The organism is Caproiciproducens galactitolivorans, from assembly GCF_026672255.1.
GTDB lineage: Bacteria > Bacillota > Clostridia > Oscillospirales > Acutalibacteraceae > Caproiciproducens > Caproiciproducens galactitolivorans_A.
In genome coordinates, this window is record NZ_JAPOHA010000009.1 from 59,208 (window position 1) to 85,927 (window position 26,720).

Annotated in this window: 25 protein-coding genes; 14 read left to right on the forward strand and 11 right to left on the reverse strand. The window is 50.5% G+C overall.

Annotated features, from left to right (window positions below; genetic code table 11):
* Positions 1 to 8: 8 nt before the first annotated feature.
* The 3 genes from OUY18_RS09880 to OUY18_RS09890 are packed head-to-tail and all read right to left on the reverse strand — an operon-like array spanning position 9 to position 3,862.
* Positions 9 to 650, reverse strand: a complete 642-nt coding sequence (locus OUY18_RS09880) for a redox-sensing transcriptional repressor Rex (protein WP_268058616.1) — start codon at positions 648 to 650, stop codon at positions 9 to 11.
* A gap of 28 nt (positions 651 to 678) precedes the next feature.
* Complete coding sequence (locus OUY18_RS09885) at positions 679 to 1,887, reverse strand: NADP-dependent isocitrate dehydrogenase (RefSeq protein ID WP_268058617.1); 1,209 nt, start codon at positions 1,885 to 1,887, stop codon at positions 679 to 681.
* A 37-nt stretch (positions 1,888 to 1,924) separates the two neighbouring features.
* Complete coding sequence (locus OUY18_RS09890) at positions 1,925 to 3,862, reverse strand: aconitate hydratase (RefSeq protein WP_268058618.1); 1,938 nt, start codon at positions 3,860 to 3,862, stop codon at positions 1,925 to 1,927.
* Positions 3,863 to 4,094: 232 nt separating this feature from the next.
* Between OUY18_RS09890 and OUY18_RS09895 the strand changes: the two genes are divergently transcribed.
* From OUY18_RS09895 to OUY18_RS09920, 6 genes are all read left to right on the forward strand, one after another.
* Positions 4,095 to 4,916, forward strand: a complete 822-nt coding sequence (locus OUY18_RS09895; RefSeq protein WP_268058619.1) for a ClpP family protease — start codon at positions 4,095 to 4,097, stop codon at positions 4,914 to 4,916.
* 81 nt (positions 4,917 to 4,997) lie between these two features.
* Positions 4,998 to 5,930, forward strand: a complete 933-nt coding sequence (locus OUY18_RS09900; protein WP_268058620.1) for an undecaprenyl-diphosphate phosphatase — start codon at positions 4,998 to 5,000, stop codon at positions 5,928 to 5,930.
* A gap of 39 nt (positions 5,931 to 5,969) precedes the next feature.
* Positions 5,970 to 8,462, forward strand: coding sequence for an FtsK/SpoIIIE family DNA translocase (locus OUY18_RS09905; protein ID WP_268058621.1), 2,493 nt, complete (start codon positions 5,970 to 5,972; stop codon positions 8,460 to 8,462).
* A gap of 5 nt (positions 8,463 to 8,467) precedes the next feature.
* Positions 8,468 to 10,336 carry a YgiQ family radical SAM protein gene (locus OUY18_RS09910; RefSeq protein ID WP_268058622.1) on the forward strand — a complete coding sequence of 623 codons (1,869 nt, stop codon included), beginning with the start codon at positions 8,468 to 8,470 and terminating at the stop codon, positions 10,334 to 10,336.
* Entirely contained in the window at positions 10,303 to 11,226 is a 924-nt protein-coding gene (locus OUY18_RS09915; RefSeq protein WP_268058623.1) for a ComEC/Rec2 family competence protein, read from the forward strand. The genes OUY18_RS09910 and OUY18_RS09915 overlap by 34 nt, the downstream gene beginning before the upstream one ends.
* A 68-nt stretch (positions 11,227 to 11,294) precedes the next feature.
* Positions 11,295 to 11,516, forward strand: a complete 222-nt coding sequence (locus OUY18_RS09920) for a DUF3006 domain-containing protein (RefSeq protein WP_268058625.1) — start codon at positions 11,295 to 11,297, stop codon at positions 11,514 to 11,516.
* Positions 11,517 to 11,599: 83 nt separating this feature from the next.
* Here the strand turns inward: OUY18_RS09920 and OUY18_RS09925 are convergent, their stop codons facing one another.
* Positions 11,600 to 12,748 (reverse strand): FtsW/RodA/SpoVE family cell cycle protein, encoded by a 1,149-nt coding sequence (locus OUY18_RS09925; RefSeq protein WP_268058626.1) that lies wholly within the window; start codon positions 12,746 to 12,748, stop codon positions 11,600 to 11,602.
* A gap of 371 nt (positions 12,749 to 13,119) precedes the next feature.
* Between OUY18_RS09925 and OUY18_RS09930 the strand changes: the two genes are divergently transcribed.
* The 7 genes from OUY18_RS09930 (at position 13,120) to OUY18_RS09960 (ending at position 18,194) form a co-directional block, all read left to right on the forward strand.
* Entirely contained in the window at positions 13,120 to 14,787 is a 1,668-nt protein-coding gene (locus tag OUY18_RS09930) for a formate--tetrahydrofolate ligase (protein WP_268058627.1), read from the forward strand.
* 17 nt (positions 14,788 to 14,804) lie between these two features.
* Positions 14,805 to 15,230, forward strand: coding sequence for a tRNA (adenosine(37)-N6)-threonylcarbamoyltransferase complex ATPase subunit type 1 TsaE (tsaE, locus tag OUY18_RS09935; RefSeq protein WP_268058628.1), 426 nt, complete (start codon positions 14,805 to 14,807; stop codon positions 15,228 to 15,230).
* The gene (tsaB, locus tag OUY18_RS09940; protein WP_268058629.1) at positions 15,227 to 15,937 is read left to right on the forward strand and encodes a tRNA (adenosine(37)-N6)-threonylcarbamoyltransferase complex dimerization subunit type 1 TsaB; all 711 of its coding nucleotides are present in this window, start codon (positions 15,227 to 15,229) and stop codon (positions 15,935 to 15,937) included. Before tsaE ends, tsaB begins: the two co-directional genes overlap by 4 nt.
* Entirely contained in the window at positions 15,934 to 16,377 is a 444-nt protein-coding gene (gene rpiB, locus OUY18_RS09945) for a ribose 5-phosphate isomerase B (RefSeq protein ID WP_268058630.1), read from the forward strand. The genes tsaB and rpiB overlap by 4 nt, the downstream gene beginning before the upstream one ends.
* Positions 16,378 to 16,409: 32 nt before the next feature.
* Positions 16,410 to 17,042 (forward strand): uracil phosphoribosyltransferase, encoded by a 633-nt coding sequence (upp, locus tag OUY18_RS09950; RefSeq protein ID WP_268058631.1) that lies wholly within the window; start codon positions 16,410 to 16,412, stop codon positions 17,040 to 17,042.
* Between the two features lie 36 nt (positions 17,043 to 17,078).
* Positions 17,079 to 17,519 carry a GNAT family N-acetyltransferase gene (locus OUY18_RS09955; RefSeq protein ID WP_268058632.1) on the forward strand — a complete coding sequence of 147 codons (441 nt, stop codon included), beginning with the start codon at positions 17,079 to 17,081 and terminating at the stop codon, positions 17,517 to 17,519.
* Positions 17,520 to 17,780: 261 nt separating this feature from the next.
* Positions 17,781 to 18,194, forward strand: coding sequence for a YjdF family protein (locus tag OUY18_RS09960; RefSeq protein ID WP_268058633.1), 414 nt, complete (start codon positions 17,781 to 17,783; stop codon positions 18,192 to 18,194).
* 49 nt (positions 18,195 to 18,243) lie between these two features.
* Here the strand turns inward: OUY18_RS09960 and OUY18_RS09965 are convergent, their stop codons facing one another.
* Both OUY18_RS09965 and OUY18_RS09970 read right to left on the reverse strand, forming a co-directional pair.
* Positions 18,244 to 19,179: a hypothetical protein gene (locus tag OUY18_RS09965; protein WP_268058634.1), complete on the reverse strand. Its 936-nt coding sequence runs from the start codon at positions 19,177 to 19,179 to the stop codon at positions 18,244 to 18,246.
* Positions 19,180 to 19,201: 22 nt separating this feature from the next.
* Positions 19,202 to 20,392 carry a nucleotidyltransferase family protein gene (locus OUY18_RS09970; protein WP_268058635.1) on the reverse strand — a complete coding sequence of 397 codons (1,191 nt, stop codon included), beginning with the start codon at positions 20,390 to 20,392 and terminating at the stop codon, positions 19,202 to 19,204.
* Between the two features lie 101 nt (positions 20,393 to 20,493).
* On the opposite strand from OUY18_RS09970, the gene OUY18_RS09975 reads away from it, so the two are divergent.
* The gene (locus OUY18_RS09975; protein WP_268058636.1) at positions 20,494 to 21,747 is read left to right on the forward strand and encodes an acetate/propionate family kinase; all 1,254 of its coding nucleotides are present in this window, start codon (positions 20,494 to 20,496) and stop codon (positions 21,745 to 21,747) included.
* Between the two features lie 49 nt (positions 21,748 to 21,796).
* On the opposite strand, the gene OUY18_RS09980 is transcribed toward OUY18_RS09975, so the two are convergent.
* From OUY18_RS09980 to OUY18_RS10000, 5 genes are all read right to left on the reverse strand, one after another.
* Positions 21,797 to 22,411 (reverse strand): V-type ATP synthase subunit D, encoded by a 615-nt coding sequence (locus OUY18_RS09980; protein ID WP_268058637.1) that lies wholly within the window; start codon positions 22,409 to 22,411, stop codon positions 21,797 to 21,799.
* An 83-nt stretch (positions 22,412 to 22,494) separates the two neighbouring features.
* Positions 22,495 to 23,925, reverse strand: coding sequence for a V-type ATP synthase subunit B (locus OUY18_RS09985; protein WP_268058638.1), 1,431 nt, complete (start codon positions 23,923 to 23,925; stop codon positions 22,495 to 22,497).
* A gap of 43 nt (positions 23,926 to 23,968) precedes the next feature.
* The gene (locus OUY18_RS09990; RefSeq protein WP_268058639.1) at positions 23,969 to 25,729 is read right to left on the reverse strand and encodes a V-type ATP synthase subunit A; all 1,761 of its coding nucleotides are present in this window, start codon (positions 25,727 to 25,729) and stop codon (positions 23,969 to 23,971) included.
* A 31-nt stretch (positions 25,730 to 25,760) separates the two neighbouring features.
* Positions 25,761 to 26,357, reverse strand: a complete 597-nt coding sequence (locus OUY18_RS09995) for a V-type ATP synthase subunit E (protein ID WP_268058640.1) — start codon at positions 26,355 to 26,357, stop codon at positions 25,761 to 25,763.
* Positions 26,358 to 26,386: 29 nt separating this feature from the next.
* On the reverse strand, positions 26,387 to 26,695 hold the full coding sequence (locus tag OUY18_RS10000) for a V-type ATP synthase subunit F (RefSeq protein WP_268058642.1): 309 nt from the start codon (positions 26,693 to 26,695) through the stop codon (positions 26,387 to 26,389).
* Positions 26,696 to 26,720: the final 25 nt, after the last annotated feature.

Sequence of the window (26,720 nt, forward strand, 5' to 3'; positions counted from 1 at the left end):
TTCCGTATTTATTTGTCGTTCGGATTGGAAATCCGGTAGCAAAGGGTCATCAGGCTGTCGTTCAGGTGCACATTTTCAACGACGGTATCTTCATACCGCATGGAGATATCGTAGTGACTGAAGTTCCAGAAATTGCGGACACCCATGCCGTAAAGACGCTCGATGATCGACTGTACGCCCTCGCGCGGGATGCAGAGGATCGCCATGACGGGTTTTTCCTTCTCGCAAAAATTTTCCAGTTCCGTTGTGTCTATCACGATATGCCCGTTGATTCGGGTTCCTGTTTTGCTGGGGGAACTGTCGAAAATGCCGATCAGGTCAAAACCTTCGTCTTCAAACTGCATATGGGATGCGATCGCCCTTCCGAGGTTGCCGGCGCCGATCAGAATGGTTTTGTACCGGCTGGAAAGCCCGAGAATATTTCCGATTTCATCACAGAGCTGGTCGACGATGTAGCCGTAGCCCTGCTGGCCGAAACCACCGAAGCAGTTCAGATCCTGACGGATCTGGGAAGCGGTGAGCCCCAGTTTTACGGACAATTCGGTAGAAGAAATCCTGGTAACTCCTTTGTCCTTCAAATGCGTTAAAAAACGATAATACCGCGGCAATCTTCTGATTACCGACATCGAAATATTTTCACGTCTTGGCATACGTTATCCTCCGTTGTGCTGTATCAAATTATAAAAGCTTTATAAGGTTTTTATTGATTTCCTTTAAAAACGTTTCGGTATCTACCGTCGTCTTGTTAGGCAGCGTTGAAAGGCCGGCAAGGTCGCCGGTCATGATACCATTTTCAATTGTCTGAACAGAGGCCGTTTCCAGCTTTTCCGCAAAGCGGACAAGCTCCGGAAGCTGATCAAGCTCGCCGCGCTTTTTCAGCGCGCCGGTCCAGGCAAAAAGGGTTGCCATTGAATTTGTGGATGTTTTTTCACCCTTTAAATGTTTGTAATAGTGGCGCTGAACGGTCCCGTGCGCCGCTTCATATTCGTAAACCCCGTCGGGGGAAACAAGCACGCTTGTCATCATGGCGAGGCTTCCGAATGCGGTTGCAACCATGTCGCTCATGACGTCGCCGTCATAGTTCTTGCAGGCCCAGATGTAACCGCCTTCCGAACGAATGACGCGGGCGACTGCGTCGTCGATTAAAGTATAGAAATACGTAATACCGGCTTTTTCAAATTTTGATTTAAACTCCGCTTCGTACAGATCATTGAAAATATCCTTAAAACGATGATCGTATTTTTTGGAAATCGTATCTTTCGTAGAAAACCACAAGTCTTGCTTTGTGCTGAGCGCAAACTGGAAGCAGGCCTTTGCAAAGCTTTCGATGCTTTTGTCTATATTATGCAGTCCCTGAAGAATACCGGCTGTCTTAAAATCGTGAATCAGCGCGCGCTCCTCGGAGCCGTCCTCTTTTGTAACGACCAGCTCCGCCTTTGCTCCGGCGGGAACCGTCATTTCCACGTTGCGGTAAACATCGCCGTAAGCGTGGCGCGCGATGGTAATCGGCTTTTTCCAGTTGCTTACGAGCGGTTCGATTCCTTTTACGACAATCGGGGCGCGGAACACAGTGCCGTCCAGAATGGCGCGGATCGTGCCGTTCGGTGATTTCCACATTTCTTTTAGGTTGTATTCTTTTACCCGGTCCGCGTTCGGCGTGATGGTCGCGCATTTCACGGCAACGCCGTATTTTTTTGTGGCGGCTGCCGAATCATAAGTAACCTTGTCGTCTGTTGCATCGCGGTTTTCTAAGCCTAAATCGTAATATTCCGTTTTCAGATCAACATAGGGAACGATCAAAATATCTTTGATCATCTTCCAGATGATTCTGGTCATTTCGTCGCCGTCCATTTCGACCAGCGGCGTTTTCATTTTGATTTTATCCATCTATCCGTAATCCTCCGCCTCTTTTAAGATTGGGGTTTTATTTTCCGCTGTTCTCGCGGGTGTAGTTTAACAGACCGCCAGCAAGAACCATTTTGCGCTGGCGTTCGCTCAGTACAGCTTCGGCTTCGAAAGTAGTACCCTTCGTTAGGTTCTTTACGAGAACCGCTGTTCCGTTTTCGATTTCCGTGCGGATGTTGGGCAGCTCCAGCTCGTCCATCTGGTCGATGGTATCATAATCCTTTTCATTTTTAAACATCAGGGGAATAATGCCTGCGTTTGCAAGGTTTGCACAGTGAATCCGCGCAAAGCTTTTCACAATGACGGCCTTGATTCCGAGGTACAGCGGTACCAGCGCGGCATGTTCGCGGGAAGAACCCTGTCCGTAGTTCGCGCCGCCGATGATGATGCCTTTTCCGTTTTGTCTGCACCGTTCGGGGAATTCCTTATCGCACACGCCGAAGCAGAAATTCGAAAGGTAGGGGATATTAGAACGGTACGGAAGAATCTTGGAACCGGCCGGCATAATGTGGTCGGTCGTGATGTTGTCGCCGACCTTTAGGAGGGCTTTTGCCTCAATGCTTTGCGGAAGCGCCGCGGTGGCGGGGAATTCTTTAATATTCGGCCCGCGGAGGATTTCAACGTCCTTCGCTTCGCTCTCGTCGGCAGGCGGAACGATCAGGTTATCGTTTATGTAAAAATGCGCGGGCATTTCTACGGGGTTTTCTTTTCCTAATGTACGCGCGTCGGTCAGTACGCCGGTAATGGCGGAAGCCGCGGCGGTTTCCGGACTCACCAGATAAATCTGCGCGTCCGCCGTACCGGAACGGCCTTCGAAATTACGGTTGAACGTACGAAGGGAAATACCGGCCGTGTTCGGGGATTGTCCCATTCCGATGCAGGGGCCGCAGGCGCATTCCAGAATGCGCGCACCGGCGGAGATCAGGTCGGCGAGGGCGCCGTTCTGCGCAAGCATGGTGTAAACCTGCTTGGAACCGGGCGCAATCGCAAGACTGACGTTCGGGTTTACGGTTTTCCCTTTCAGAATGGAAGCAACACGCATCAGATCGCGGTAGGATGAATTTGTGCAGGAGCCGATGCATACCTGGTCGACTTTCATTTTGCCGATTTCCCCGACTTTTTTCACTTTGTCGGGGCTGTGCGGGCAAGCCGCCATCGGGGCGAGTTCGGACAGGTTGATCGTAAGGACTTCATCGTAAACGGCGTCGGCGTCTGGTTTCAGTTCGATCCAGTCCTGTTCCCGGCCCTGCGCTTTCAAAAATTCTTTTGTAATTTCATCGGAAGGGAAGATGGAAGTTGTTGCGCCGAGCTCCGCGCCCATGTTTGTAATGGTTGCGCGCTCCGGAACGCTTAAAGTGGAGACGCCTTCGCCGCCGTACTCCACAACTTTTCCCACGCCGCCTTTAACGGTTAAAATCCGGAGAACCTCTAAAATGATATCCTTTGCGGAAACCCAAGGGGAAAGTTTTCCGGTCAGATTAATCCGGAGCATTTTCGGCATAGTAATGTAATACGCGCCGCCGCCCATGGCGACCGCAACGTCAAGACCGCCCGCGCCCATGGCGAGCATTCCGATGCCGCCGCCAGTCGGCGTATGGCTGTCGGAGCCGATCAAGGTTTTACCCGGGATGCCGAACCGTTCCAGATGAACCTGATGGCAGATGCCGTTGCCCGGTCTCGAAAAATAAATTCCGTGTTTTTTCGCAACGGATTGTATAAACCGATGATCGTCGGCATTTTCAAAGCCGGTCTGAAGGGTATTGTGGTCGATATAGGCCACGGAACGTTCTGTTTTTACACGGGGGACACCCATGGCTTCAAACTCCAGGTAAGCCACCGTTCCGGTGGCGTCCTGCGTCAGAGTCTGATCTATTTTTAAACCGATTTCACTGCCTGCTGTCATTTCTCCGCTCAAAAGGTGCGACTGAATGATTTTCTGTGCTAGTGTCAGGCCCATTATCCTAGTTCCTCCCAATCTATTGTGTTAAATATATAACTATTATCTAATAAAAAACCGGAATTGTCAATCTGTCTGTTTCTATTTATATCATATTCCTTATATTGCGGCTTTATTTTCTTGCTGAATACCGAAACAAATGCTATAATAAAATCTGATATTCTAAAAGGACTGTTTCTGTGTATGAGAATCGCCTTCTTACGGTACAATAATGCCGTAGGAGGTGCGGAAAATGAATCAGAAAGATCGTTCAGAGAAGGAAAAGGATATCCGGGAAGCCGAGAAAAGTGAAAAGCAAACCGACCAGATCATCGATACCGGTTCCGTAATTACCGGCAATGGACAGCACCGCGTTCATTGCCTGACTATTATCGGGCAGATCGAAGGGCACTTTATTCTTCCTTCACAGAATAAAACAACAAAATACGAACATGTTATCCCGCTGCTTGTTGCTATTGAGGAAGATCCCGCAATCGACGGGCTTCTTATCATATTAAATACGGTGGGCGGCGACGTTGAAGCGGGCCTTGCTTTAGCGGAACTGGTGGCCGGAATGAAGAAGCCGACCGTTTCCCTGGTGCTTGGGGGAGGACATTCCATCGGCGTGCCGCTCGCGGTTGCGGCAAAACATTCTTTCATCGCGCCGAGCGCGACAATGACTATCCATCCGGTGCGAATGAACGGAATGCTGCTTGGCGTGCCGCAGACGCTGGAGTATTTTCAGCGCATGCAGGAACGGATTACCAGATTCGTTACAAAGAATTCAAAAATTACACCCGAACGGTTCCACGAGCTTTCCATGAATACACGGGAACTGGTGATGGACGTCGGTACCATTCTGGACGGCAACGACGCGGTTGCCGAAGGGTTGATCGACTCGCTTGGAAGTCTTTCCGACGCCATTGACTGCCTTTATGGTATGATTGATGAATATAAAGGAAATAAGCCGCAGGAAAGCAAACCGCAGCGTAAAAGAGCGGGAGTGAAAACCAGAAGAGCGGGCGGGAAGAAGGGCGAACCGCCGTCCGGAAAAAATACAGGAGAACTTTCCTGATAACGGATGAAGAATGGAAATGAGAAACAAAATTCATTGTTCATTCTTCATCTTAAATTTACATAGGGGGATTATGACTATATGACTGTACTGCAAGCGATCATACAAGGGATTATCCAGGGAGCGACGGAGTTTTTACCGGTTTCCAGCAGCGGGCATTTATCACTCGCGCAGCATTTTATGGGGGTACAGGTACCGGGTCTCTTTTTTGACGTGATGTTACATATTGGTACGCTGTTAGCGGTTTTAGCGGTTTATTACCGGCTGGTCGGCCGATTGATCTGTGAATTTTTCCTGCTGATCCGCGACCTTTTTACGGGCCGGTTCAAATGGAATAAGATGAACCCGGACCGCCGCATGTTAATCATGCTCATTATCGGCCTTGTGCCGCTGTTTCTGCTGTTCCTGCCGGTTCCCGGAACCGGGATGAAGCTAAAGGACTTTGCGGACAAATGGGCGTCCGACAGCGACATCGTGATCGAAGGCGCTTCCCTTATCATGACGAGCATCCTGCTGACGCTCGGTATTCTTGCAGGCAACCGTTCCGGCGCCCGCCACGCGCAATACGGCCGCACCGGCGGCAGAAAACAGTTCAACGTGCCGGATGCGGTTACGGTCGGTCTGGTTCAGTGTGTTGCCGCCGTATTCCCCGGGCTTTCCCGTTCCGGCTCCACGCTTTCCGCCGGATTGATGCGCGGAATCAACCGTCAGACAGCGCTGGACTATTCTTTTGTAATCGGAATCCCTTCCATTCTGGCGGCGGCGGTTCTGGAACTGAAAGACGCGGTGCACGAACCGACGGCGATTTCCACAGCGGCCATTCTGGCAGGCGTCATTGTGTCCGCGATTGTAGGCTTTATGGCGATAAAACTCCTTCGCTGGATGGTTACAACCAATAAATTACATATTTTTGCAATTTATACGTTCATTTTAGGCGTTACCGTTTTGGTACTTGGCATTATGGAGCATCACACCGGTGTGAACGCAATTACCGGCGCGGCTCTGCATTTTTAACGAAAACTAAGGAATATGAAATTATAAGGTGAGAATTCGGTGGCAAATCAAAAACACAGCGTGAAAAAGAAAGCTCCCGCCCGTACGAGCCGTGCGCCGAAGGCACAGCATATGGCAAAAAACGCAGGGAAAAAACCGGAGCGGGATGCGGAATACGTCAGACAGCGCAATCAGATTAACGCGATTGTGCTGTTTGCCGTGGCCATTTTAATGGTCTGTCTGGTTTTAATTTCAGGGGACCATATCTGGCTTTGGTGCCATAACGCCCTTTTGGGCCTGTTTGGCAGCTGCGCCATTATCTGGCCGATATTATTATTTTACATATCCATTGTAACCGCTTTTGAACGCCAGAATAACTGGCTTGGCGGCAAGGTCGTTTTAATGGTGGTGATCATTACCCTGTTTTGTTCGGCGGTTTATATTTTTTCCGCTGCGGACAAAACATCGGTGCATTCGCTGCAAAGCCAGCTTGTGAACCTTTATAAACTGGGGATGCAAAGATCCGGCGCGGGTCTGTTCGGCGGTTTGCTGGGGATTCCCTTTGTTGCGGCGCTCGGCTCAACCGGGGCAAAAATTGTGATCATTCTGGCCCTTTTCGTGGCGATTATGATTTTAACCGGAACCAGCCTTGTACAGCTTTTCCGTGCTATTACAAAGCCGGCCGACATGGTCGCTTCCAATATCAGCAGTGTGTATGAACAGCGGGCGATCGAACGCGCCCGTAAGGAAAATTCCTATATCGACATTCCGCTTGACAAAGAGGATGTTACGCAGCGCATAACAAAGGCAAAAAGCAAAAAAGGAAAAAATGAAAAGCTCGACCAGCTGGAAAAGGTGTTTGGGGTAAAAGAACCGGTTGTCGAGAAAGTCGAAAGCAATCCGGTATCCGTTCCGGGTTCCGGCGAAAAGACGGAACCGTCGGCTGCCGTTTTGGAAGCGGTGAAAAATTCTGCGGCGAAGCCGGAAGAAAAAAAGCCGCCGGTTGGTGCTTCCATGCAGATGACCATGTTTGCCGACGAGCCTCCGCAGGACGGTTCCTACCATTTCCCGCCGATTACGATGCTGGAAACAACAAAGGTAACAAACGATCAGGAAATTGCGGAGGAACTGAAAACCAACGGGCGGATGCTGGTGGAAACTTTAAAAAGTTTCGGCGTTCAGACAAAAATTATGGATATCAGCCGCGGGCCTGCGGTAACGCGTTATGAGTTGCAGCCCGCCGCCGGTGTAAAAATCAGTAAAATCACGAATTTATCGGACGATATTGCCATGAATCTGGCCGCTTCGGGCGTGCGTATCGAGGCCCCGATTCCGGGCAAGGCCGCCGTCGGCATTGAGGTTCCGAATAAAAAAGTCAGCGTTGTCCGTATGCGGGAACTGATTGAATCCAACAGCTTCTGTACGGCCAAAAGCCGCTTGACCGTTGTTTTGGGACGCGATATCGCGGGGGAAGTGGCAACGGCGGATCTGGCAAAAATGCCCCATCTGCTGATTGCGGGCTCAACCGGTTCCGGTAAATCGGTCTGTATCAATTCGTTCATCATGAGTCTTTTATATAAGTCCACTCCGGAAGAAGTGCGGTTTTTGATGATCGACCCGAAGGTTGTGGAGCTGGGGATTTATAACGGAATCCCCCAGCTTTTGGTTCCGGTCGTCACCGACCCGCGCAAGGCCGCGGGTGCTCTGGGCTGGGCGGTGACCGAAATGCTGAAGCGCTATAAAACCTTCGCGGAGAAAAATGTCCGCGACCTGAACGGTTACAACACGCTTGCCGCATCCAGCGGGTATAAGGATGAAAACGGCCAGCCTATGCCGCATCTGCCGCAGATTGTGATTATCATCGACGAGCTGGCAGATCTGATGATGGCCGCGCCGAACGAAGTGGAAGATTCCATCTGCCGTTTGGCACAGATGGCGCGCGCCGCGGGCATGCACCTTCTGATTGCGACGCAGCGTCCGTCCGTCGACGTTATCACGGGGATTATCAAAGCGAATATTCCGAGCCGAATCGCGTTCGCCGTGTCGTCACAGGTTGACTCCCGTACCATTCTGGACATGGGCGGGGCGGAAAAGCTTTTGGGCCGCGGCGATATGCTGTTTTCCCCTGTCGGGTCGCAAAAGCCGATTCGTATTCAGGGCTGTTTCGTAAGCGACAGCGAAATCGAATCCGTTGTTAATTTTGTGAAGAAAACACAGGAAGCCGGGTATGATAAGGATATAGCGGAAGAAATCGAGAAAAACGCCGTTGCGGAGAAGGATTCCGGCTCCGACAGCGCCCTTGGCGAAGACACCGACCCGATGATGCCGGACGCTGTCAAATGCGTTGTGGAAGCGGGACAGGCTTCCACCTCTCTGCTTCAGCGCCGTCTGCGCCTCGGCTATGCCCGAGCGGGCAGATTGATTGATGAAATGGAGCAGATGGGCATTGTCGGCCCCCACGAAGGCTCGAAGCCGCGTCAGGTGCTGATTACCTATCAGCAGTGGCTGGAAATGACGATGCAACAGGCTGATCAAAAAGAAAGTGAAGAATAAAAAGAATGCCTTTTTTACCGATCACAAAAGAGGAAATTACCGCATTGGGCTGGGACGCGCCGGATTTTATCGTCGTGACCGGAGACGCGTATGTCGACCATCCGTCTTTTGGCACGGCGATTATCTCGCGCGTGCTGGAATACTTTGGCTATCATGTCGCCGTCCTTGCACAGCCGGATTGGCGTACCGATAAGGATTTTACACGCTTTGGCAAACCGAAATACGGTTTTATGGTAGGCTCCGGGAATATTGATTCCATGGTGGCCCACTATACCGTGGCGAGAAGGCCGCGTAAAGAGGATGCCTATTCCCCCGGAAAGAAAATGGGGCTGCGGCCGGACCGCGCCGTTCTGGTTTATTCGAAAAAGATAAAGGAAATCTATCCGGATTCACCCGTTATTATCGGCGGTCTGGAAGCTTCTCTTCGCCGCTTTGCGCATTATGACTATTGGGACGATAAAATCCGGCCGTCCATCCTTTTGGATTCCGGCGCGGATTTGCTTACTTACGGCATGGGGGAGAACCAGACGATCGAAATCGCGCGCCGCCTTTATGCCGGAGAGCCGATCGAATCCATTACAGATGTGCGCGGAACCTGCTATGCGGTTCCTACAAAAGAATACCGGCCCGGTCCCGCGGTGGAATGCCCGAGCTTTGAGCAGGTATGCCGAAACAAAAAGGAATACGCGGTCTCCTGCCGGAAACAGCAGGACGAGCAGGACGCAGTCCGCGGCCGTAAAGTGATTCAGCGGCATGGGGACAGGATTCTGGTTCAGAACCCGCCGATGCCGCCGTTAACGCAGAAAGAACTGGACGCCGTTTACGATCTACCCTACATGCGTACGTACCATCCGGTTTACGAAAGCATGGGGGGCGTTCCGGCCATTCAGGAAGTGGAATTTTCCATTACGCACAACCGCGGTTGCTTCGGTGCCTGTAACTTTTGTTCCATCGCGTTTCATCAGGGTCGTGCGATTACCGCGCGAAGCGAAGATTCCATCCTGCGCGAGGCGAAAAAGCTGACGGAGAACCCGCATTTTAAGGGGTATATTCATGACGTTGGCGGGCCGACGGCGAATTTCCGCCAGCCATCCTGTGAAAAACAGAAAAAGCAGGGACTCTGTGCGGGCAAAAAATGCCTTGCCCCCAAGCCTTGCCCGGCGCTTTGCGTGGATCACAGCGAATACCTCGATATTCTGCGCAAGCTGCGTGCCTTGCCGAAAGTAAAACGCGTGTTTATCCGTTCCGGAATCCGCTTTGATTACCTGATTGAAGATAAAGACGACACTTTCTTTCGGGAACTCGTGAAATATCATGTCAGCGGCCAGCTGAAGGTTGCCCCGGAACACTGTACTCCGGAAGTGCTCGACAGCATGGGCAAGCCGCATATAGAGGCTTTTCTGAAGTTTCAGAAGAAGTTTTTTAAACTGAGCAAAGAGGATGGAAAGGAGCAGTACCTTGTTCCGTATCTCATGTCGTCCCATCCCGGCAGCACGCTGAAGGACGCGGTGGAACTCGCGCTGTTTTTAAAGCGGGAGCATCTTCGCCCGGAGCAGGTGCAGGATTTCTATCCAACGCCGGGGACGATTTCCACCTGCATGTTTTATACTGGTTTAGACCCGTATACCTTGAAGGAAGTCAATGTTCCCCGTACCGACCGCGAAAAGGCGATGCAGCGCGCGCTTTTGCAGTATTTCGTTCCCAAAAACCGGGATTTGGTGATCTCCGCGCTGAAAGCTGCGGGCCGCAGCGACCTGATTGGCATGGGCAGTGAATGTCTTGTCCGTCCTACTCCGGAAATGCAGCGTTCCAAAGTTCAAAGCAGAGAGAAGCGGGGCAAATGGAGCAGCAAAAAAACAACAAAAAGGCGCTGAAAGTTACCCTCTTATTGTTTTTAGCGGTTGGGCTGATTGTTTTCATCCTTCCGTTTGGCGCGGAAGCCTCCTGGCGGCAAATATTCCGGTTCTTCGGCTTAAGCGACTTTGCCGCCGCGGCGGATGATGCGCCGCTGTCCGTCCATGTTTTAAATGTAGGCAAGGCCGACAGTATCTTTATCGCCTGCGGCGGGAAATATATGCTTGTCGACGGGGGAACCCCGGATTGCGGGGAAGAGATTGCGGAGTATCTTGACCGGCGGGGCGTAAAAAAGCTGGATTATGTTTTTAATACGCACCCGGACACAGACCATATCGGCGGCCTTGGCTATATCATCAGCCATTATAAGGTTGAGAAATATTTTGCCCCCAACATTCCCAAAAATCTGATCCCAAAGGGGGAGGAATACACCGCGGTGCAGACCGCGCTTAGGCAAACGGGTACTTCCGTTCAAAATCCTCCTTGCGGGGAATCCCTGCAACTGGGAGATTTAAAGATAAAAGTGCTGGCGCCGGTAAATACAGGGGACAGCACCAATAATAATTCCATTGTTTTAAAGCTTACTTTTGGAAAAAGCCGATTTCTTTTAATGGGGGATGCGGAGAAAGAGGAGGAAAGCGACCTGCTGAAAAGCGGGGAGAACCTTTCCGCGGATGTGCTGAAAATCGGGCACCACGGAAGTTCCACTTCCACTTCGGAACCCTTTCTGCATGCGGTTCAGCCGGGCTTTGCGGCGATTTCCGTAGCCCGCGATTCCAGCGAGCTGCCGAAAAAGGATGTACTGAAAAGGTTGTGGACCGCGAAAATCCCCGTGTATCGCACGGATGTAAGCGGAACGCTCGTTTTTATGAGCGACGGACAAAGGATTCATGTTTTAACGGAACAGTAGTTTCTGTATGAGCCTTGTTTGGAAAAGCTTTTAATAAAATCCTAAGAAAAACAAAAGGGGAATTTATGATGAAAACCTTAGTAATCGATCGCTTTGAAGGTACCTATGCTATTTGTGAGGACAAGGATCAGAAATTTTTCGCAATCGAAGTTTCCGAGCTGCCGCAGGGCGCGCATGAGGGAGATGTCCTCGACGTCAACGATACGGAGGGTACGATAAACATTAACGCGGAAGCAACCGAGCAGAGGCGTTCAAAAGCCAAAAAATTGCAGGATAAGCTGTTCAAATAAGGTACAAACTTTTCCTTATCATCCTATTACAGAACTGCCCCGCCGAAGAAACCCGGCGGGGCAGTTCTGTAATACGTATTCAATTATCGGTGCAGAGAAACCTTATCGAAATTGGTTCTGTGCATATATACATTCTGAACCAAACCAAAGCCGAGATACAGGCAGGCCGCCGACGAGCCGCCCGCACTGAAAAACGGAAGGGTAACGCCCATTACCGGGAGAAGATTCAGGCACATGCCTAAGTTGAATAAAGCCTGTGCGGCGATCATGCCGAAAAATCCGAAACAGATGGAATTGCCCAGACAATCCTGTGATTTCCTTGCAACCCGCAGTGTACGGAAAAGAAGAAGGAGGAGAAGAAGGATAATCAGCATACAGCCGACGAATCCAAGCAATTCTCCTGCAACGGAAAAAATAAAATCGCTCTGCTGTACCGGTACAAGGCCTTTGCTCACGCGGGTATCGCTGTTGAACAGGCCGCGTCCCCGAATCTGCCCGCTGCCGATGGAAAGCCTGCCCTGAATTTGCTGCATTCCTCTGCCGAGCGGCTCCGTTTCCGGATGACGGAAAATCGTAAACCGGTCTTTCTGGTAATCCTTTAACACATATTTCCAGGCGATGGGGAAAGCCACCGCAAGCGCCGCAAAAACCGCCCCGAAGTACCGAAGCTGAATGCCCGCGCCGAACGCCATGGCAAGAAACATACAGAAGAATATGACTGCCGTGCCGTCGTCTCCCTGTAAATGAACCAGTCCGACCGGAATCATTGCGTGGCAGGCCAGCAGCATGATCTGTGGAAAGGACTTGAGCAAATCCCGTTCCTTTAATTCGGACAGATGTTTTGAAAAGGTAATAATAAAGCCGATTTTCACCAGTTCGCTGGGCTGAAAGGTACCGCCCGGAAGCTTGATCCAGGCCTTCGCGTTAATACCGCCGCTGCTGGTAACCGCCTGCCCGAAGATCTGTGTGTAAACAATTAAAAACAGGCAAAATCCGGCCACAATATACCAATAATTCGAAATTTCCCGGTAATCAATCAGCGTAAAGAGAATCGCCCCGAAATATCCCACTACGATGGCGATGAGCTGAACCGTAAAATAGGACCTGCCCGACGGGCTTGGCGGAACCGTTTTCAGGAGCAAAAGGCTGTAAGCTGAAATGGACAGCATAATAAGCCACAAGAGCTTGTCCGCTCTTTTTATATAATCAAGTAATGAATTTAATCTTTGCATTCCTTCACCTCTTAGTCTATTTATTATATTATGTTACCGGGAAAACTTCAAGTAAATAATAAAACCAGAAGTTGGAGGAAGATACCCGTCCGGCATTTCCGGCAATGTTATCCTATGACCGGATTTTACGGGCACAATCCGGTCAATAATAAATCCGATGTCATACAGGGCATTCCTGTATCTTAATTATTTTCTAATATTAAATATTAAAAATGAGGGAATCGTTGCCGTGATGGGAAATATTAACAGAAATATATGAAATTTACGTCCGGCGATTTTACGGGAAAAATTCAAATTTTGCCCTGTCGTGGTTCTTTTTTATCGAAAAATATGATATAATTTTGTCATATTTTTTGTGAGGAGATGCATGAATGCTAACTGACATCGAAATCGCGCAGCAGGCAAAACTTTTGCCGATTGCACAAATCGCTTCCGAACTTGATATCCGCGAGGAAGAACTGGAACCCTACGGCAGATTTAAAGCAAAGCTGAACGACGCTCTCTACAACAGACTTGCCGACAAAAAGGACGGTAAACTTATTCTGGTAACGGCGATCAACCCTACTCCGGCGGGCGAGGGGAAAACCACCACAACGGCCGGTTTGGGCGAAGCAATGAAAAAGATCGGCAAGAACGCGATTATCGCCCTGCGGGAACCAAGCCTGGGGCCGGTGTTCGGAATTAAGGGCGGAGCCGCCGGCGGCGGTTATGCACAGGTTGTGCCGATGGAGGACATCAACCTGCATTTTACCGGCGATTTTCATGCGATTACCTCCGCGAACAATCTTCTCTGCGCCATGTTGGACAACCATATGCAGCAGGGAAATGCTCTGGGAATTGACCCCCGAAGGATTTTAATTAAGCGCTGCCTCGATATGAACGACCGCGCTTTACGGAATATTGTGATCGGTCTCGGCGGAAAGATGAGCGGAATTCCGCGCGAAGACAGCTTCTGCATTACGGTTGCAACGGAGATCATGGCGATTTTCTGCCTCGCTTCCGATTTGATGGATCTGAAAGAACGGCTTGGCAGAATTCTGGTGGCCTACACCTACGCGGGCGCGCCCGTATATGCATGTGACTTAAAGGCGCAGGGCGCAATGGCCGCGCTTTTGAAGGACGCGATCAATCCGAATCTGGTGCAGACTTTAGAGGGCACACCGGTTATTATGCACGGCGGGCCATTCGCGAATATCGCCCACGGATGCAACTCGGTAAGAGCCACGCGCCTGGCGCTGAAGCTCGCCGATTACTGCATTACGGAGGCAGGATTCGGTTCCGACCTCGGCGCGGAAAAATTCATGGATATTAAATGCCGTCTTGCCGGATTAAAGCCCAATGCGATTGTACTTGTCGCTACCGCGCGCGCGCTGAAATACAACGGCGGCGTGCCGAAAGACAAAACCGCTTTGGAAAATCCGGACGCGCTGAAAAAGGGTATCGTCAATTTGGGCGCGCACATCTCCAATATGGAAAAATACGGCGTTCCGGTAATTGTTGCGATCAACCGCTTTCCGAATGATTCCGAAGCGGAATTGAACTATATTGAGAATTACTGCCGCGAGAACGGGGCGGATTTCGCGCTTTCCGAGGTCTTTGCAAAAGGCGGCGAGGGCGGCGTGGATCTGGCGAGAAAAGTATGTGAAGCGGCGGAGAAACCGGCGCATTTTCAGCCGATTTATTCCATTGATTCAACGATTAAACAGAAAATCGAGTGCATTGCAAAAGAGATTTACGGCGCGGACGGCGTCGATTATACCGGTCAGGCGGAAAAAGCCATGCGGGACATTGAAGCGCTCGGTGGGAATGAACTTCCGGTCTGCATTGCAAAAACGCAGTATTCTTTGTCGGACAATGCCGCCTTGCTGGGCAGGCCGACCGGTTTCCGCATCACCATCCGTGACCTGCGCCTTTCCAACGGAGCGGGTTTTGTCGTTGCCTATGCGGGCGATATTCTCACAATGCCCGGACTGCCGAAAGTACCCTCCGCTGAAAAAATCGACGTGGATGCACAGGGAAAAATTTCGGGATTATTTTAAGATACAAGGGGACTGCTATGCGGGACATTAGGACATCTTCGCCGGCTGAAACAGAAGCGCTCGGCGAAAAAGTAGCCGAAAAACTATCCGGCGGCGAAGTGATTGCATTTTTCGGCGGAATGGGGATGGGAAAAACCGCCTTTACGCGCGGGCTTGCAAGGGGGCTGGGGATTCCCGAGGGCGTTTCCAGCCCGACCTTTGCGCTCGTTCACGAATACCACGGCAGGCTGGATGTCTACCATTTCGATATGTTCCGCGTGTCCGGCTGGGACGACCTGTACTCCACCGGCTTTTTCGATTATTTGGAGAACGGCGGCGTTCTGGTGATCGAATGGAGCGAAAATATTGAAGCCGCGCTTCCGCAGGATGCCATCCGTATTGAAATCCGGCGGGGCGAGGGCGAAAACGAACGCATTTTTCACATTGAGGGGATGGAACTATGAGAATATTGGCGATTGATTCGTCGGCGACTGCGGCGTCGGCGGCATTGGTTGAGGACGGAAAAGTGCTGGGCGAATTTTACATCAATACGAAGCTGACACACAGCCAGACGCTGATGCCGATGATTGACAATGTGCTGAAATGCACGCGGGCGGACTTGCAAAGCGTTGATTTGTTTGCGGTCAGTTCCGGCCCCGGCTCCTTTACGGGCATTCGTATCGGCATTGCGAGCGTCAAGGGTCTTGCCATGGCGCAGGGTAAGCCCTGTGTAGGCGTATCCACGCTGGAAGCCATGGCGCAGAACTTGGAACATATGGACTGCACGGTATGCGCGGTGATGGACGCGCGCTGCGGGCAGGTTTACAACGCGGTTTTCCGCGCGCACGGCGGAAGCCTTGAAAGAGTTACGGAGGATCGGGCGCTCTCCATTCCGAATTTAGCGGCGGAATGTGAAAAATATGCAAAACCGCTGATGCTTGTTGGAGATGGCGCGAAATTGTGCTATAATAATGAGCGGTTTCAAAGTCTTCATGCGATTTTGCCGCCCGAACCCCTGATTTATCAGCGTGCCTGCGGGGTTGCAAAATCCGCGTGCAAAGTATATGAGCAGGGCGGAGCGGTGTCTCCGGCAGCTCTGATGCCGGTTTATCTGCGCCCGCCGCAGGCGGAGCGCGAATTAAAAAAACGAATAAAAGGAGAAAACAAATGATAGCTTTAGGAGCAGACCACGGCGGATTGCAGTTAAAAGAAGCGATCAAGAAGTATTTGGAAAGCGAAAACATAGAATGCAAGGATTTCGGAACGTTTGACGAAACTTCCGTCGACTACGCGCCGATTGCGGCGAAAGTGGCGCACTGCGTTGCAAACGGTGAGGCGGAAAGCGGAATTCTTTGCTGCGGAACAGGAATCGGCATGAGCATTGCCGCCAACAAGGTGAAAGGCATCCGCGCATCCGTTTGCTCCGACGCATACTGCACAGAAATGACCCGTCGTCACAACAATGCGAATATCCTCTGCATGGGCGGAAGGGTGATTGACGAAGCGAAAGCAGTTGAATTTGCAAAGATTTTTCTGCAGACCGAGTTTGAAGGCGGCCGCCACCAGCGTCGTCTCGACGAAATCGCAGCGATCGAGCGCGGCGAACTGTAATAAAAAAGTTAATAATTTTGGAGGCTGTCAGTATGGATAAACAGGTCTTTATTATGGATCATCCCCTCATTCAGCATAAACTTACTTTTCTGCGTGATAAAAATACCGGTTCAAAGGAATTCCGCGAGCTGGTAGGCGAAATCGCAATGCTGATGTGTTATGAGGCGACAAGGGATCTGCCCTTGGAGGAAACAACGATTGAAACCCCGATCAGTGAAACAAAAACGAAGGTGATCGCCGGAAGAAAACTCGCGTTTGTTCCGATTTTAAGAGCGGGCCTCGGCATGGTCGACGGCGTGCTTAGCATGGTCCCCGCCGCAAAGGTCGGCCATATCGGCCTTTACCGCGATCACGAAACCTTGCAGCCGGTCGAATATTACAGCAAGCTCCCGCTGGATATTAACGAGCGCGACGTCATTGTTCTGGACCCGATGCTTGCAACCGGCGGTTCGGCAATCGATGCCGTGACAATCATTAAGCGCAGCAACCCGAAGAGCATCCGCTTTATGTGCATTATCGCGGCGCCGGAAGGAATTAAAGCCTTCACAGCCGTGCACCCGGACGTAGAGCTTTACTGCGCCGCCGTTGACGATCATCTGAACGAAAACGGCTACATCGTCCCGGGTCTCGGCGACGCCGGCGACCGCATTTTCGGAACGCTTTAATAGATTCATTCCTACAATCGGAACAGGAGGGCCACATTGGATATTCGGGAAGCAAGGGAAGAGGATTTGCGCGGTTTACTGGAACTTTATACGCAACTGCACGAGAATCCTCTGCCGGATATAGACGAGGACATCGAAAAGCTTTGGAGACGGATTTTAGATGATCGAAACCAGCATATTCTGCTTGGACTTGAGAATCGAAAAATCGTTTCTTCCTGTGTAATCGTTATTGTTCCGAATTTAACCCATGGGCAAAGGCCCTACGCCTTTATTGAGAATGTAATTACCGATGAAAACAATCGTCATCAAGGCAATGCAACTGCCATTCTGGAATGTGCCAGAAAAATCGCTGAAAAAGAGCATTGTTACAAAATTATGCTGATGACAGGTTCAAAGCAGGAAAGTACGTTGCATTTTTACGAACAGGCAGGCTATAACCGAAAAGATAAAACGGCATTTATCCAATGGCTCGCCTAGTGTTAAAATTTAAAACGGGGAGCGGTTTTTTGACCGCTCCTTTTGCTATCTCGCAGGAAGGGAATACGGCCCTGTTTGTTGCCTATAAACAGAATCATTTTGAAAAATAGACTTGAAAAGAGCCTGCTGTTCAGGTAAGATAAGATCGCAAAGACGAAAACACAGTTCTGGTCGGTAGTCCAGACGCGGCATTCAGCCGTCAGTAACCTGCCTCCTAAGGTTGTCCGGTCTTTGTTAAGTTGCTTTTAGGAGGAATTTCACATGGACGAATGCAGAATTACGGTGTTTTTTGAGGACCCCTTCTGGGTTGGCGCAATGGAACGGCTGACCGACGGAAAGCTGGAAGCCGCGAAAGTAACCTTCGGCGCCGAACCGAAGGATTATGAGATCTACAGCTATTTCTTAAAAAACTGGAAAAGGCTGCGATTTAGTCCGCCCGTTGCAAACCAAAAGATTGAAAAAGCGAAAATCAATCCGAAACGGCTGCAGCGGCTGATCAACGGCCAATTGTCGCAAAGCGGAATCGGCACAAAGGCGCAGCAGGCCCTGAAGCTGCAGCAGGAGCAGGGGAAGCTGGAGCGAAAATCTTTTTACCGGAAGCGGTCGGAAGAGGAAGGACAGCGCCGGTTTGCACTGCGCCAAAAAAAGAAGAAAGAAAAACACAGGGGCAGATAATCCGCGTATGAAAAAAGGCTTTGAACTTTTACGGTTCAGAGCCTTTTTTCTATAAATTTAATTCCTGTATATACTTCGCGACGGAATCTTCATTTGCCGGGTCAAATTCAGCAGGTTTCTTTATGAGGAAAAGGTTTTCCACGTGCCGGATTCCCTCGCCGGGATCCAGGCTGTAAAGCGGGCTTAACGTCTGCATTTCCAAAAAATCCTTGCACATATAGGTTTCGGAAGAACAGCCGTAATCCGGGTAGGGCGCGGAAGGAGTATGCACATATCGTTTAACCAGCGCGGTATCTCCGTTTGCATAACAGGCCCATCCCAAAGGATTGTTCAGCCCGATTTTTAAGGGCTTTTCGTTATTTTTATCATGCCGCACGGTCATAAACCGGCTGCCGAAGGAAAGGCGTTCATCATGAAAATCCGTGCCCGGCCACAAGGATATGGTCCGGTTCGGCGCCGTTGCATTGCTGTTGTCCGTGTTCAGCGGAAGAATTTCCGTCCCGCCGCCGTTCAGCATCGTAATCGCCCAAAGAGAGCAGGCGTGTTTTTCTTTTGAACTGTTTTTGGCGCTGTGTACGACCATGATGTCGGTCGTACCTTCGCTCATGATAATTTCAAAGCTAAGCTGCATATCATTCTGCTTTTGGTGGGGAGGAGTAAAGGTGACTCCTTCCGGCAAAATTCCGTATACCACCGGTTCGTTGTCCGGGTAATAGGTATCCGGCATCTTTTCCGGACTCAGCCAGATGCGGTGTCCTCCGTAAAAGGTAAAAGCGTCCTTGCCAAAGCGTTCCGTCGTTTTTTCATTCTGTACTGTATATTTTCGTTCCAGATCATTATAAAGAACATTCGGTCCTTCGGTAAAACCGAAACGTACAATCCGCGGGCCAAAGTTGATTGTGACGGCAACGTCGATTAATCCATTGCTTATCTGCAAACATTTTCCATAGTTCTCATACTCTATTTCTTTTATTTCAACAGACAATTGAAGACACATCCTTTCAGCTTCAAGACGAAATGGAAAGAATACCGGTTGTCCTATCGCTTCCGCAGGGCGCGGCTTTGGGAGAGCAAAGGGAATAAAGGTCAGTCGCCCTGCTTTCTAATTCAATCATACTTTTCCCGTCATTGTCAAGGGACAATATGTCTGATGTGTTGGTAACAACAGGAAGTTTTGCGGAAGGCTTTAACAAATGCAGAATTTCCGTTCCGCGTTTGTTAAAACCAAGGACGCGAAGATACGGGGGAATCCCCTTGTTCATGGAGGAATCCAATCCTAAAAAGGCGGAAAGCACAATTCGCCGGATGCGCGCATGGGTATATCTTTTCGATTTGATCAGGGAATATAATTCATCAAGGGAGCATGCTTTGCGCGAAGCTTCATATACGCGGTTTTCCAAGCCCTCGCTGATATCCGGCAGCGCGGCGAATTCCTCCCGGTTCATACTTCGCAGCTTTGCGAGGACGGCCCGTTCCGCCGCGGCGATCGAAACCGGCGCGCTGCCCGCTTCGATTTCACGCAGCGCGATCTCCGCCGCGCTGTTCGGCATCCATTTGGCAAAGTCCTCCCCGGCGTGCATGCACATCCGTATTTGGGAAGCGGAGGCGATTTCATCCACGGCGGCCTGCGCGTCGTGCGCGGCTCCAAGGCGCTGTATTGTAAACGGCACCGCTTTTGATTGCAGGCGGTTCAGCGCCTTGAGATATTCGATCGCGAGGATATTATTGGGCTCACGCAGAAGGCGGGAAGCTTCGCCGTCAATTTGGCTTACGGCATTCTGCCTTGCCCTTGCAAAGGTCGCTCCGCTTTTCATCTCGTTTCGAACCGCATGGTGAAAGCGGAAGGAAGACAGCGCCTGCGCCGCTTTCCGGAGCTCGTCGATTCGGCCGCATTCGCTTCCGAAACTCAGCATATCAACGCTCAGGGCATCCAAAAGGGAAACTCCGCCGAATGCAAAGGTCTCCGCGCCGGAAAGTGCCCACGGAAGCGGAAGCTCGATGACAAGGTCGGCGCCATTCGCAAGCGCCTGTCTTGTCCTTGCCCATTTTGACAGAATGGCCGGTTCACCGCGCTGAACAAAATTACCGCTCATGACCGCAACAACGTGCGTAGCCCCTTCCATCCGGGTACGCGATATTAGCGAGGCATGTCCGCGATGAAACGGATTAAATTCAGAAACAATCCCCGAAACAAGCATTTTCTATAAACTCCTTGAATTTCCGAAGTGGTAGTACTATTATAGTATATGGTGTTATTTGTGTCGATACAAGCAAAAAGCAAAATTTAGGAGGAATAAGAATGAAGATTCTGGTAATCAACGCCGGCAGTTCTTCCCTGAAGTATCAGCTGATTGATATGGATACGGAAGAGATGATTGCAAAAGGCAACTGCGAAAGGATAGGGATTCAAGGGGGAATATTCAGCCACAAAACCGCAGACGGGCGCAAAAAGGATTTACAAGTCGAAATGGCAAGCCATACCGATGCATTTAAGCTGGTTACGGCTGCTTTAACGGATAAACAGGTTGGTGTAATCAAAGATCTGTCCGAGGTTACGGCAATCGGCCACCGCGTAGCGCAGGGCGGCGCCATATTCAGCAAGTCCCTTTTCATTAATGATGATGTTATAGAAGGAATTAAAAGCCTGATTCCTTTGGCGCCCCTTCACAACGGCCCGGAGCTTCAGGGCATTCTGGCCAGCCGCGAGATCTTCGGGAAGGACGTGCCCGAGTGCGTTGTTTTCGATACCGCTTTTCATTCCACCATGCCGAAAAAGGCATATATGTTTGCCATTCCGTATGAATACTATGAGAAATATAAGATTCGCCGCTATGGCTTCCACGGCACCTCCCACCGTTACGTCAGCGCGCGCTGCGCACAGCTGATGCATCAGCCTCTGGAAGATATCAATATGGTTACCTGCCATATCGGAAACGGTTCTTCCCTTGCGGCAATCCACGGCGGCGAGGTAATTGATACCAGCATGGGCCTTACTCCGCTGGACGGTTTCATGATGGGTACGCGCTCCGGCTCTCTTGACCCGTCCGTTGTAACCTTTATTATGGAAAAAGAGGGACTTACCCCGGAACAGATGGACGAAATCCTGAATAAGAAATCCGGCCTTCTCGGTATTTCCGGTTTCAGCGATGACCGCGATGTTACAAAGGCGGAAATCGAAGGAAATAAGAGAGCCATTCTCGCTCACGAGATGCTGAGCTACCAGATTATCAAGTTTATCGGTTCCTACGCGGCGGCGATGAACGGTCTTGACTGTATCGTATTTACGGCAGGCTTGGGTGAAAATCAGACCCATCTGCGTTATTCCATTTGCCGTGGCCTGAAATTTTTCGGCGTAAAAATCGACCCGGTTCTGAACGACAAAATGATCCACGGACGCGAAGGCAAAATTTCCGCCTTTGACTCCAAAGTTGCCGTATATGTCGTGCCGACAAATGAAGAGCTCGTTATCGCCCGCGACACCAAGGAAATCGTCGAGAAACTGACCTATGCTTCCACGGAAGATAAAACGGTCGTCGATCTGGAAGATATCTGATTTCAAAAAAGATACAAAGAAAGGGTGCATCCTTAGCGGACGCATCCTTTTATTTGTTTATCTTTTGCTTTTTAATCACTTTTAACCGTGAAAATTCTTCGCGGTCCTTTTCTTCCAGTGCGTCCGTTATGAACTTTACGGTGGTTTCGAACCGGGGGATCATAATATTTTTCAGAGCGTTGGCTCTTTTCTGCGTCTTTTTAATCGCATCGGCCAGCCGGTATACACTGTTTTCCACTTCGGCCAGCTCGGCGGTCAGGCGCTTTACTTCTCCGAATTTATTGTAGGCGTCATCCAGCATAATATTGGTGGAATTCAGCCCAAACGGGATCGGAATGCTGACGGGGTCAAACGACACCATGGGAATTTCCACGCCCATAACGCTTCGATAAGCCACATTCAGGCTGTTGTCAAGCGGAACGGTGCGCGACAATTCATCGCAGATACCGAGTGTAATATTTGCTCTTTGAAGCGCGGCATAGGCCGCGTCGTACGTATCGTCAATTTTCCCCTGAATTTTAGCCGCCCGCTCAATCAGGGACATCATTTCCCGTATTAAAATGTTCCGTTTCCGGTCGAGAAGATCAAAACCCGTGCGTGAAAGCGCAAGGGACTTTTTTGTGGCGAGCAAATTGCCTTTGGTTGGAACGATCTGGTTGTTCAATGCGGCTCACCTCCTTTGGTTGGTAAAAATTGTGCAGTCCAAAAAATATTGCGCAATTTTACATGCAATCCTGCGCTCTCATACTATTCCTTTGTGCCTTTTTCAGGTTCAGCTTCGGTTTCAGAGGATTTCTCCTGTATTGCTTTTTCATAGTATTTGTCAAGAATGGCGTCGTCCACACGATCGAGTTCTTCACGCGGCAGCGTGGCAAGAAGCTTCCAGCCCAAATCCAGACTTTGCTCGATGGAACGGTTTTCATTAAAGCCCTGCGCCACGAACTGGGATTCAAACAGTTTACCGAACTCAATATATTTTTTATCGACGGGGGAGAGTTCCTCTTCACCGATAACGGAGGCGAGGGAACGGGCGTCCATAACCTTCGCGTAGGAGGCGAAAAGCTGGTTGGAAAGCGCCGGATGGTCTTCACGTGTGAAGCCTTCGCCGATGCCGTCCTTCATCAGACGGGAAAGGGAGGGGAGAACGGCGACCGGCGGATATACACCGGAACCGTCCAGTGTGCGGTCAAGCACAATCTGGCCTTCGGTAATGTATCCGGTCAGGTCCGGTACCGGGTGCGTAACGTCGTCGTTCGGCATGGTCAGAATCGGAATCTGGGTTACGGAACCTTTTTTGCCGCGTATCATGCCGGCACGTTCGTAAAGGGAGGCAAGGTCGGAATACAGATAGCCCGGGAACCCTTTTCTGCCCGGAATTTCGCCCTTGGAGGAACTGAACTCACGGAGCGCTTCGGCGTAGGAGGTCATATCCGTCATGATAACAAGGATATGCATTCCCAGTTCAAAAGCAAGGTACTCCGCAACCGTCAGCGCACAGCGGGGCGTCAGAATTCTTTCGATGATCGGGTCGTTTGCAAGGTTCAGGAACATAACAACTCTTTGCAGTACGCCGGATTCGTCGAAGGAACGGCGGAAATATTCAGCGACGTCGTTTTTAACGCCCATCGCGGCGAAAACAATCGCGAAATTGCTGCCGCTGTCGTCGCTGATTTTCGACTGCCTCGCGATCTGAACGGCAAGCTCGTTATGCTTCATACCGGAACCGGAGAAAATCGGAAGCTTCTGTCCGCGAATCAGCGTCATCAGCGTATCAATGGTTGAAACGCCGGTATTAATATAGTTTTTCGGGTATTCACGGGATACCGGATTGATCGGCGTTCCGTTAATATTCGCTTTTTTCACCGGGAAAATGTTTCCCAGTCCGTCGATCGGGCGGCCCGCGCCGTCAAATACACGGCCGAGGATTTCCGGAGAAAGCGGCATCTCCATCGGGTGCCCTTTCAGTCTGGTACGCGTGTTGTCCAGGGAAATACCGCGCGTGCCTTCAAATACCTGTATTACGGCCCGCTTGCCGTCCAGCTGAACAATTCTTCCCTGACGCATGGTACCATTGTCCAGACGGATATCGACAACCTCTTCAAACGACGCGTTCTCAACGTTGTCCATTACAATCAGCGAACCGCTGATTTCCTTTAAGCCAATATAATCAAGAATCATGGCGTAACCACCTTCTTAGGTAAAAATTAAAAATCCGTCCAGATCAGGATTGAAGAATCGCAGACAAAGCCTGGTCAATTTCCTGAATGTAATCATCGAACATTTCCAGTTTGTTATTGGGAATATCGTACTTCATTTTGATTAATTTATCGAACAGCCCGGTCTGTTTTATCACCGAAATCGGAACGGAGGCGGTTACAAGCTGCTTCGATTTTTTGTAAAGGTGAAGGATCACTTCCATCATCCGCTTCTGTTTTTCAAGCGGGACATAGGTGTCTTCCGCATGGAATGCATTCTGTTGGAGGAAGCCGACGCGGATGATACGCGCAATTTCGATGATCAGCTTCTGGTCGTCCGGCAGAACGTCCGAACCGATCAGCTTTACGATTTCCATTAACTGGTTTTCTTCCTGCAGGATGCGGTTGATCTGTACGCGGTATTTTATAAATTCTTCGCCGAGGTTTTTAACGTACCACGGGTCCAGATCGCTGAAATATTCGCTGTAGCTCTGCGTCCAGTTGATTGCAGGGTAATGTCGCGCATAAGCGAGGGCTTTGTCCAGCGCCCAGAAACAGCGGGTAAAACGCTTGGTGTTCTGGGTAACCGGCTCGGAGAAGTCCGAGCCCTGCGGGGAAACGGCGCCGATAATCGTAATGGAGCCGTCCGTATTGTTTAAATTCTTAACCATGCCGGCACGCTCGTAGAATTCGGATAAGCGGCTCGGCAGGTATGCCGGGAAGCCTTCTTCCGCCGGCATTTCTTCCAGCCGTCCGGAAATTTCGCGCAGCGCTTCGGCCCAGCGTGAAGTGGAGTCGGCCATAATGGCTACGTGATACCCCATATCACGGTAATACTCGCCAAGTGTGATACCGGTGTAAATGGAAGCTTCACGCGCCGCAACCGGCATGTTGCTCGTGTTGGCAATCAAGACGGTTCGGTCGGTCATCGGCCTGCCCGATTTCGGGTCGATCAGCTCGGTGAATTCGTCCAGAACCTGGCTCATTTCGTTGCCGCGCTCTCCGCAGCCGACATAAATGATAATATCGGCGTCGCACCATTTTGCAAGCTGATGCTGCGTCATGGTTTTTCCGGTGCCGAACCCGCCCGGAATCGCCGCCGTGCCGCCCTTGGAAATGGGGAACAGGGTATCGATTACGCGCTGGCCCGTTATCAGCGGAACCTTCGTCTGAAGGCGCTCGGTTACCGGGCGCGGGGTGCGGATCGGCCATCTCTGGCAGAGAGTAAGCTTGTGGATTTCTCCGTGCTGATCCTCCAGCTCCAGAATGGTGTCGTTTACTTTATACTGTCCGTTTTCCGCGACTTTCTTAACAACGCCGGAAAGCCGGGGAGAAACCATGCACTTATGCGTTATGATGGTCGTTTCCGGGCACTCGGCGTAAATGTCGCCGCCTTTGAGCTGATCGCCTTCTTTTACCTTTACGGTTACGTCCCAGAGACGGTTCTCATCCAGCGCGGAAACGTTGCTGCCGCGCGCGATAAACGCGCCGGATTGCTCCGCGATGCTTTTGAGCGGCCGTTCGATTCCATCAAAAATATTATCGATGATGCCGGGGCCTAAGGTTACGTTCATGGGGCTACCGGTGCCGTAAATCGGTTCGCCGGGCATTAGTCCGGTTGTTTCCTCGTAAACCTGTATGGTAATAAACTGGTCCGTAATACCGATGACTTCACCGACAAGGCGCTCATTGCCAACAAAAACCATCTCCATCATGGAGAAGCTGCGTGAGTTTTTAATGGTTACAACAGAACCATTAATGCCGTATATAACATTCTGATTATCCATCTTATTCATCTCCGATATCACTAGGTATAGGTCAGACTACGGCCATGCCTGAGTTTTCCTCAAACCACTCACGCTGATCTTCCAACAGGGAATCGAGCGTTTCGTCCGCCGCGATACCCATTTCAGAGTTATAGGCAAGAATGCCGCCGATTTGGATATCGTCGCTGATCTTAAACTCGCAGTCGTTTCCGAAAGCCTTCTGAATCAGCTCTTTGTACTGCTCATCTTCTTTTCGGATACGGATAACCGTGCCCGGTTTTTGGAAGGTCTTAGACAATATCTCTGCTTTCTTAACCAATAAATCCGCGTAGCCTTTTTCCTTTGTAAATTCGGAAAGCGCTTTTTTTGCCTGTTCGAATACCTCGTCCGTAATTTCCCTGCGTTTTGAAAGGAGGTCCTTCCGGACGTTCATTTCGCGCTGCGCCATTTCTTTGGAAATGCCGTTTCTCATTTCGGCCATTTCCTTCTGGATCAGCCGGTAAGCTTCGGTTAATACGTCAACCTCCGCTCCTTCAAGCTCTTTCCTCTTAAATGAGTCTATTTCCTGTTCGATTTTTTTACGCTGTTCTTCGGCATAGTGATTGATTGCCACATAGAATTTATTTATTTTATCATCGTTGACAGCCATAACAACCCCCCGTTTCGCCGTCAAGCGGCTTAAATATTCAGCCCGATTGCCTCACGGACATAACGGGTGATCGAATCCTTTGTACGGCCGTTGCCGTGTCTGTCCGGAATTTCCAGGATAAGCGGGCGCTTCTGATTCAGCTTTAAGTCATAAACCATGTCGGGGCAAAGGGAAATCAGTGTTTCGGTCATCAGAATAACCGCCACGTCCTCCATCTCCATTGCCTCTTTCAGGGCTTTTTTTACTTCGGCGGGCTCATGGACGACAACGCCCTCGATTCCCGCCAAACGAAGCCCAACCTGCGTATCCACATTGTCACTGATTAGATAAAAGCGCATAAAACATGCACCTCTGCTTTCAATG

Excerpts from the sequence above, each read along its gene's own strand:
- OUY18_RS09970 (WP_268058635.1), bottom strand. The coding sequence starts at position 20,392 with ATGCTTGTTTCGGGGATTGTTTCTGAATTTAATCCGTTTCATCGCGGA.
- OUY18_RS09895 (WP_268058619.1), top strand. The coding sequence starts at position 4,095 with ATGAATCAGAAAGATCGTTCAGAGAAGGAAAAGGATATCCGGGAAGCC.
- OUY18_RS09975 (WP_268058636.1), top strand. The coding sequence starts at position 20,494 with ATGAAGATTCTGGTAATCAACGCCGGCAGTTCTTCCCTGAAGTATCAG.
- OUY18_RS09885 (WP_268058617.1), bottom strand. The coding sequence starts at position 1,887 with ATGGATAAAATCAAAATGAAAACGCCGCTGGTCGAAATGGACGGCGAC.
- OUY18_RS10000 (WP_268058642.1), bottom strand. The coding sequence starts at position 26,695 with ATGCGCTTTTATCTAATCAGTGACAATGTGGATACGCAGGTTGGGCTT.
- OUY18_RS09990 (WP_268058639.1), bottom strand. The coding sequence starts at position 25,729 with ATGGATAATCAGAATGTTATATACGGCATTAATGGTTCTGTTGTAACC.
- OUY18_RS09900 (WP_268058620.1), top strand. The coding sequence starts at position 4,998 with ATGACTGTACTGCAAGCGATCATACAAGGGATTATCCAGGGAGCGACG.
- OUY18_RS09985 (WP_268058638.1), bottom strand. The coding sequence starts at position 23,925 with ATGATTCTTGATTATATTGGCTTAAAGGAAATCAGCGGTTCGCTGATT.
- tsaB (WP_268058629.1), top strand. The coding sequence starts at position 15,227 with ATGAGAATATTGGCGATTGATTCGTCGGCGACTGCGGCGTCGGCGGCA.
- upp (WP_268058631.1), top strand. The coding sequence starts at position 16,410 with ATGGATAAACAGGTCTTTATTATGGATCATCCCCTCATTCAGCATAAA.
- OUY18_RS09930 (WP_268058627.1), top strand. The coding sequence starts at position 13,120 with ATGCTAACTGACATCGAAATCGCGCAGCAGGCAAAACTTTTGCCGATT.
- OUY18_RS09890 (WP_268058618.1), bottom strand. The coding sequence starts at position 3,862 with ATGGGCCTGACACTAGCACAGAAAATCATTCAGTCGCACCTTTTGAGC.
- OUY18_RS09920 (WP_268058625.1), top strand. The coding sequence starts at position 11,295 with ATGAAAACCTTAGTAATCGATCGCTTTGAAGGTACCTATGCTATTTGT.
- OUY18_RS09925 (WP_268058626.1), bottom strand. The coding sequence starts at position 12,748 with ATGCAAAGATTAAATTCATTACTTGATTATATAAAAAGAGCGGACAAG.
- rpiB (WP_268058630.1), top strand. The coding sequence starts at position 15,934 with ATGATAGCTTTAGGAGCAGACCACGGCGGATTGCAGTTAAAAGAAGCG.
- OUY18_RS09910 (WP_268058622.1), top strand. The coding sequence starts at position 8,468 with ATGCCTTTTTTACCGATCACAAAAGAGGAAATTACCGCATTGGGCTGG.
- OUY18_RS09960 (WP_268058633.1), top strand. The coding sequence starts at position 17,781 with ATGGACGAATGCAGAATTACGGTGTTTTTTGAGGACCCCTTCTGGGTT.
- OUY18_RS09915 (WP_268058623.1), top strand. The coding sequence starts at position 10,303 with ATGGAGCAGCAAAAAAACAACAAAAAGGCGCTGAAAGTTACCCTCTTA.
- OUY18_RS09880 (WP_268058616.1), bottom strand. The coding sequence starts at position 650 with ATGCCAAGACGTGAAAATATTTCGATGTCGGTAATCAGAAGATTGCCG.
- OUY18_RS09995 (WP_268058640.1), bottom strand. The coding sequence starts at position 26,357 with ATGGCTGTCAACGATGATAAAATAAATAAATTCTATGTGGCAATCAAT.
- tsaE (WP_268058628.1), top strand. The coding sequence starts at position 14,805 with ATGCGGGACATTAGGACATCTTCGCCGGCTGAAACAGAAGCGCTCGGC.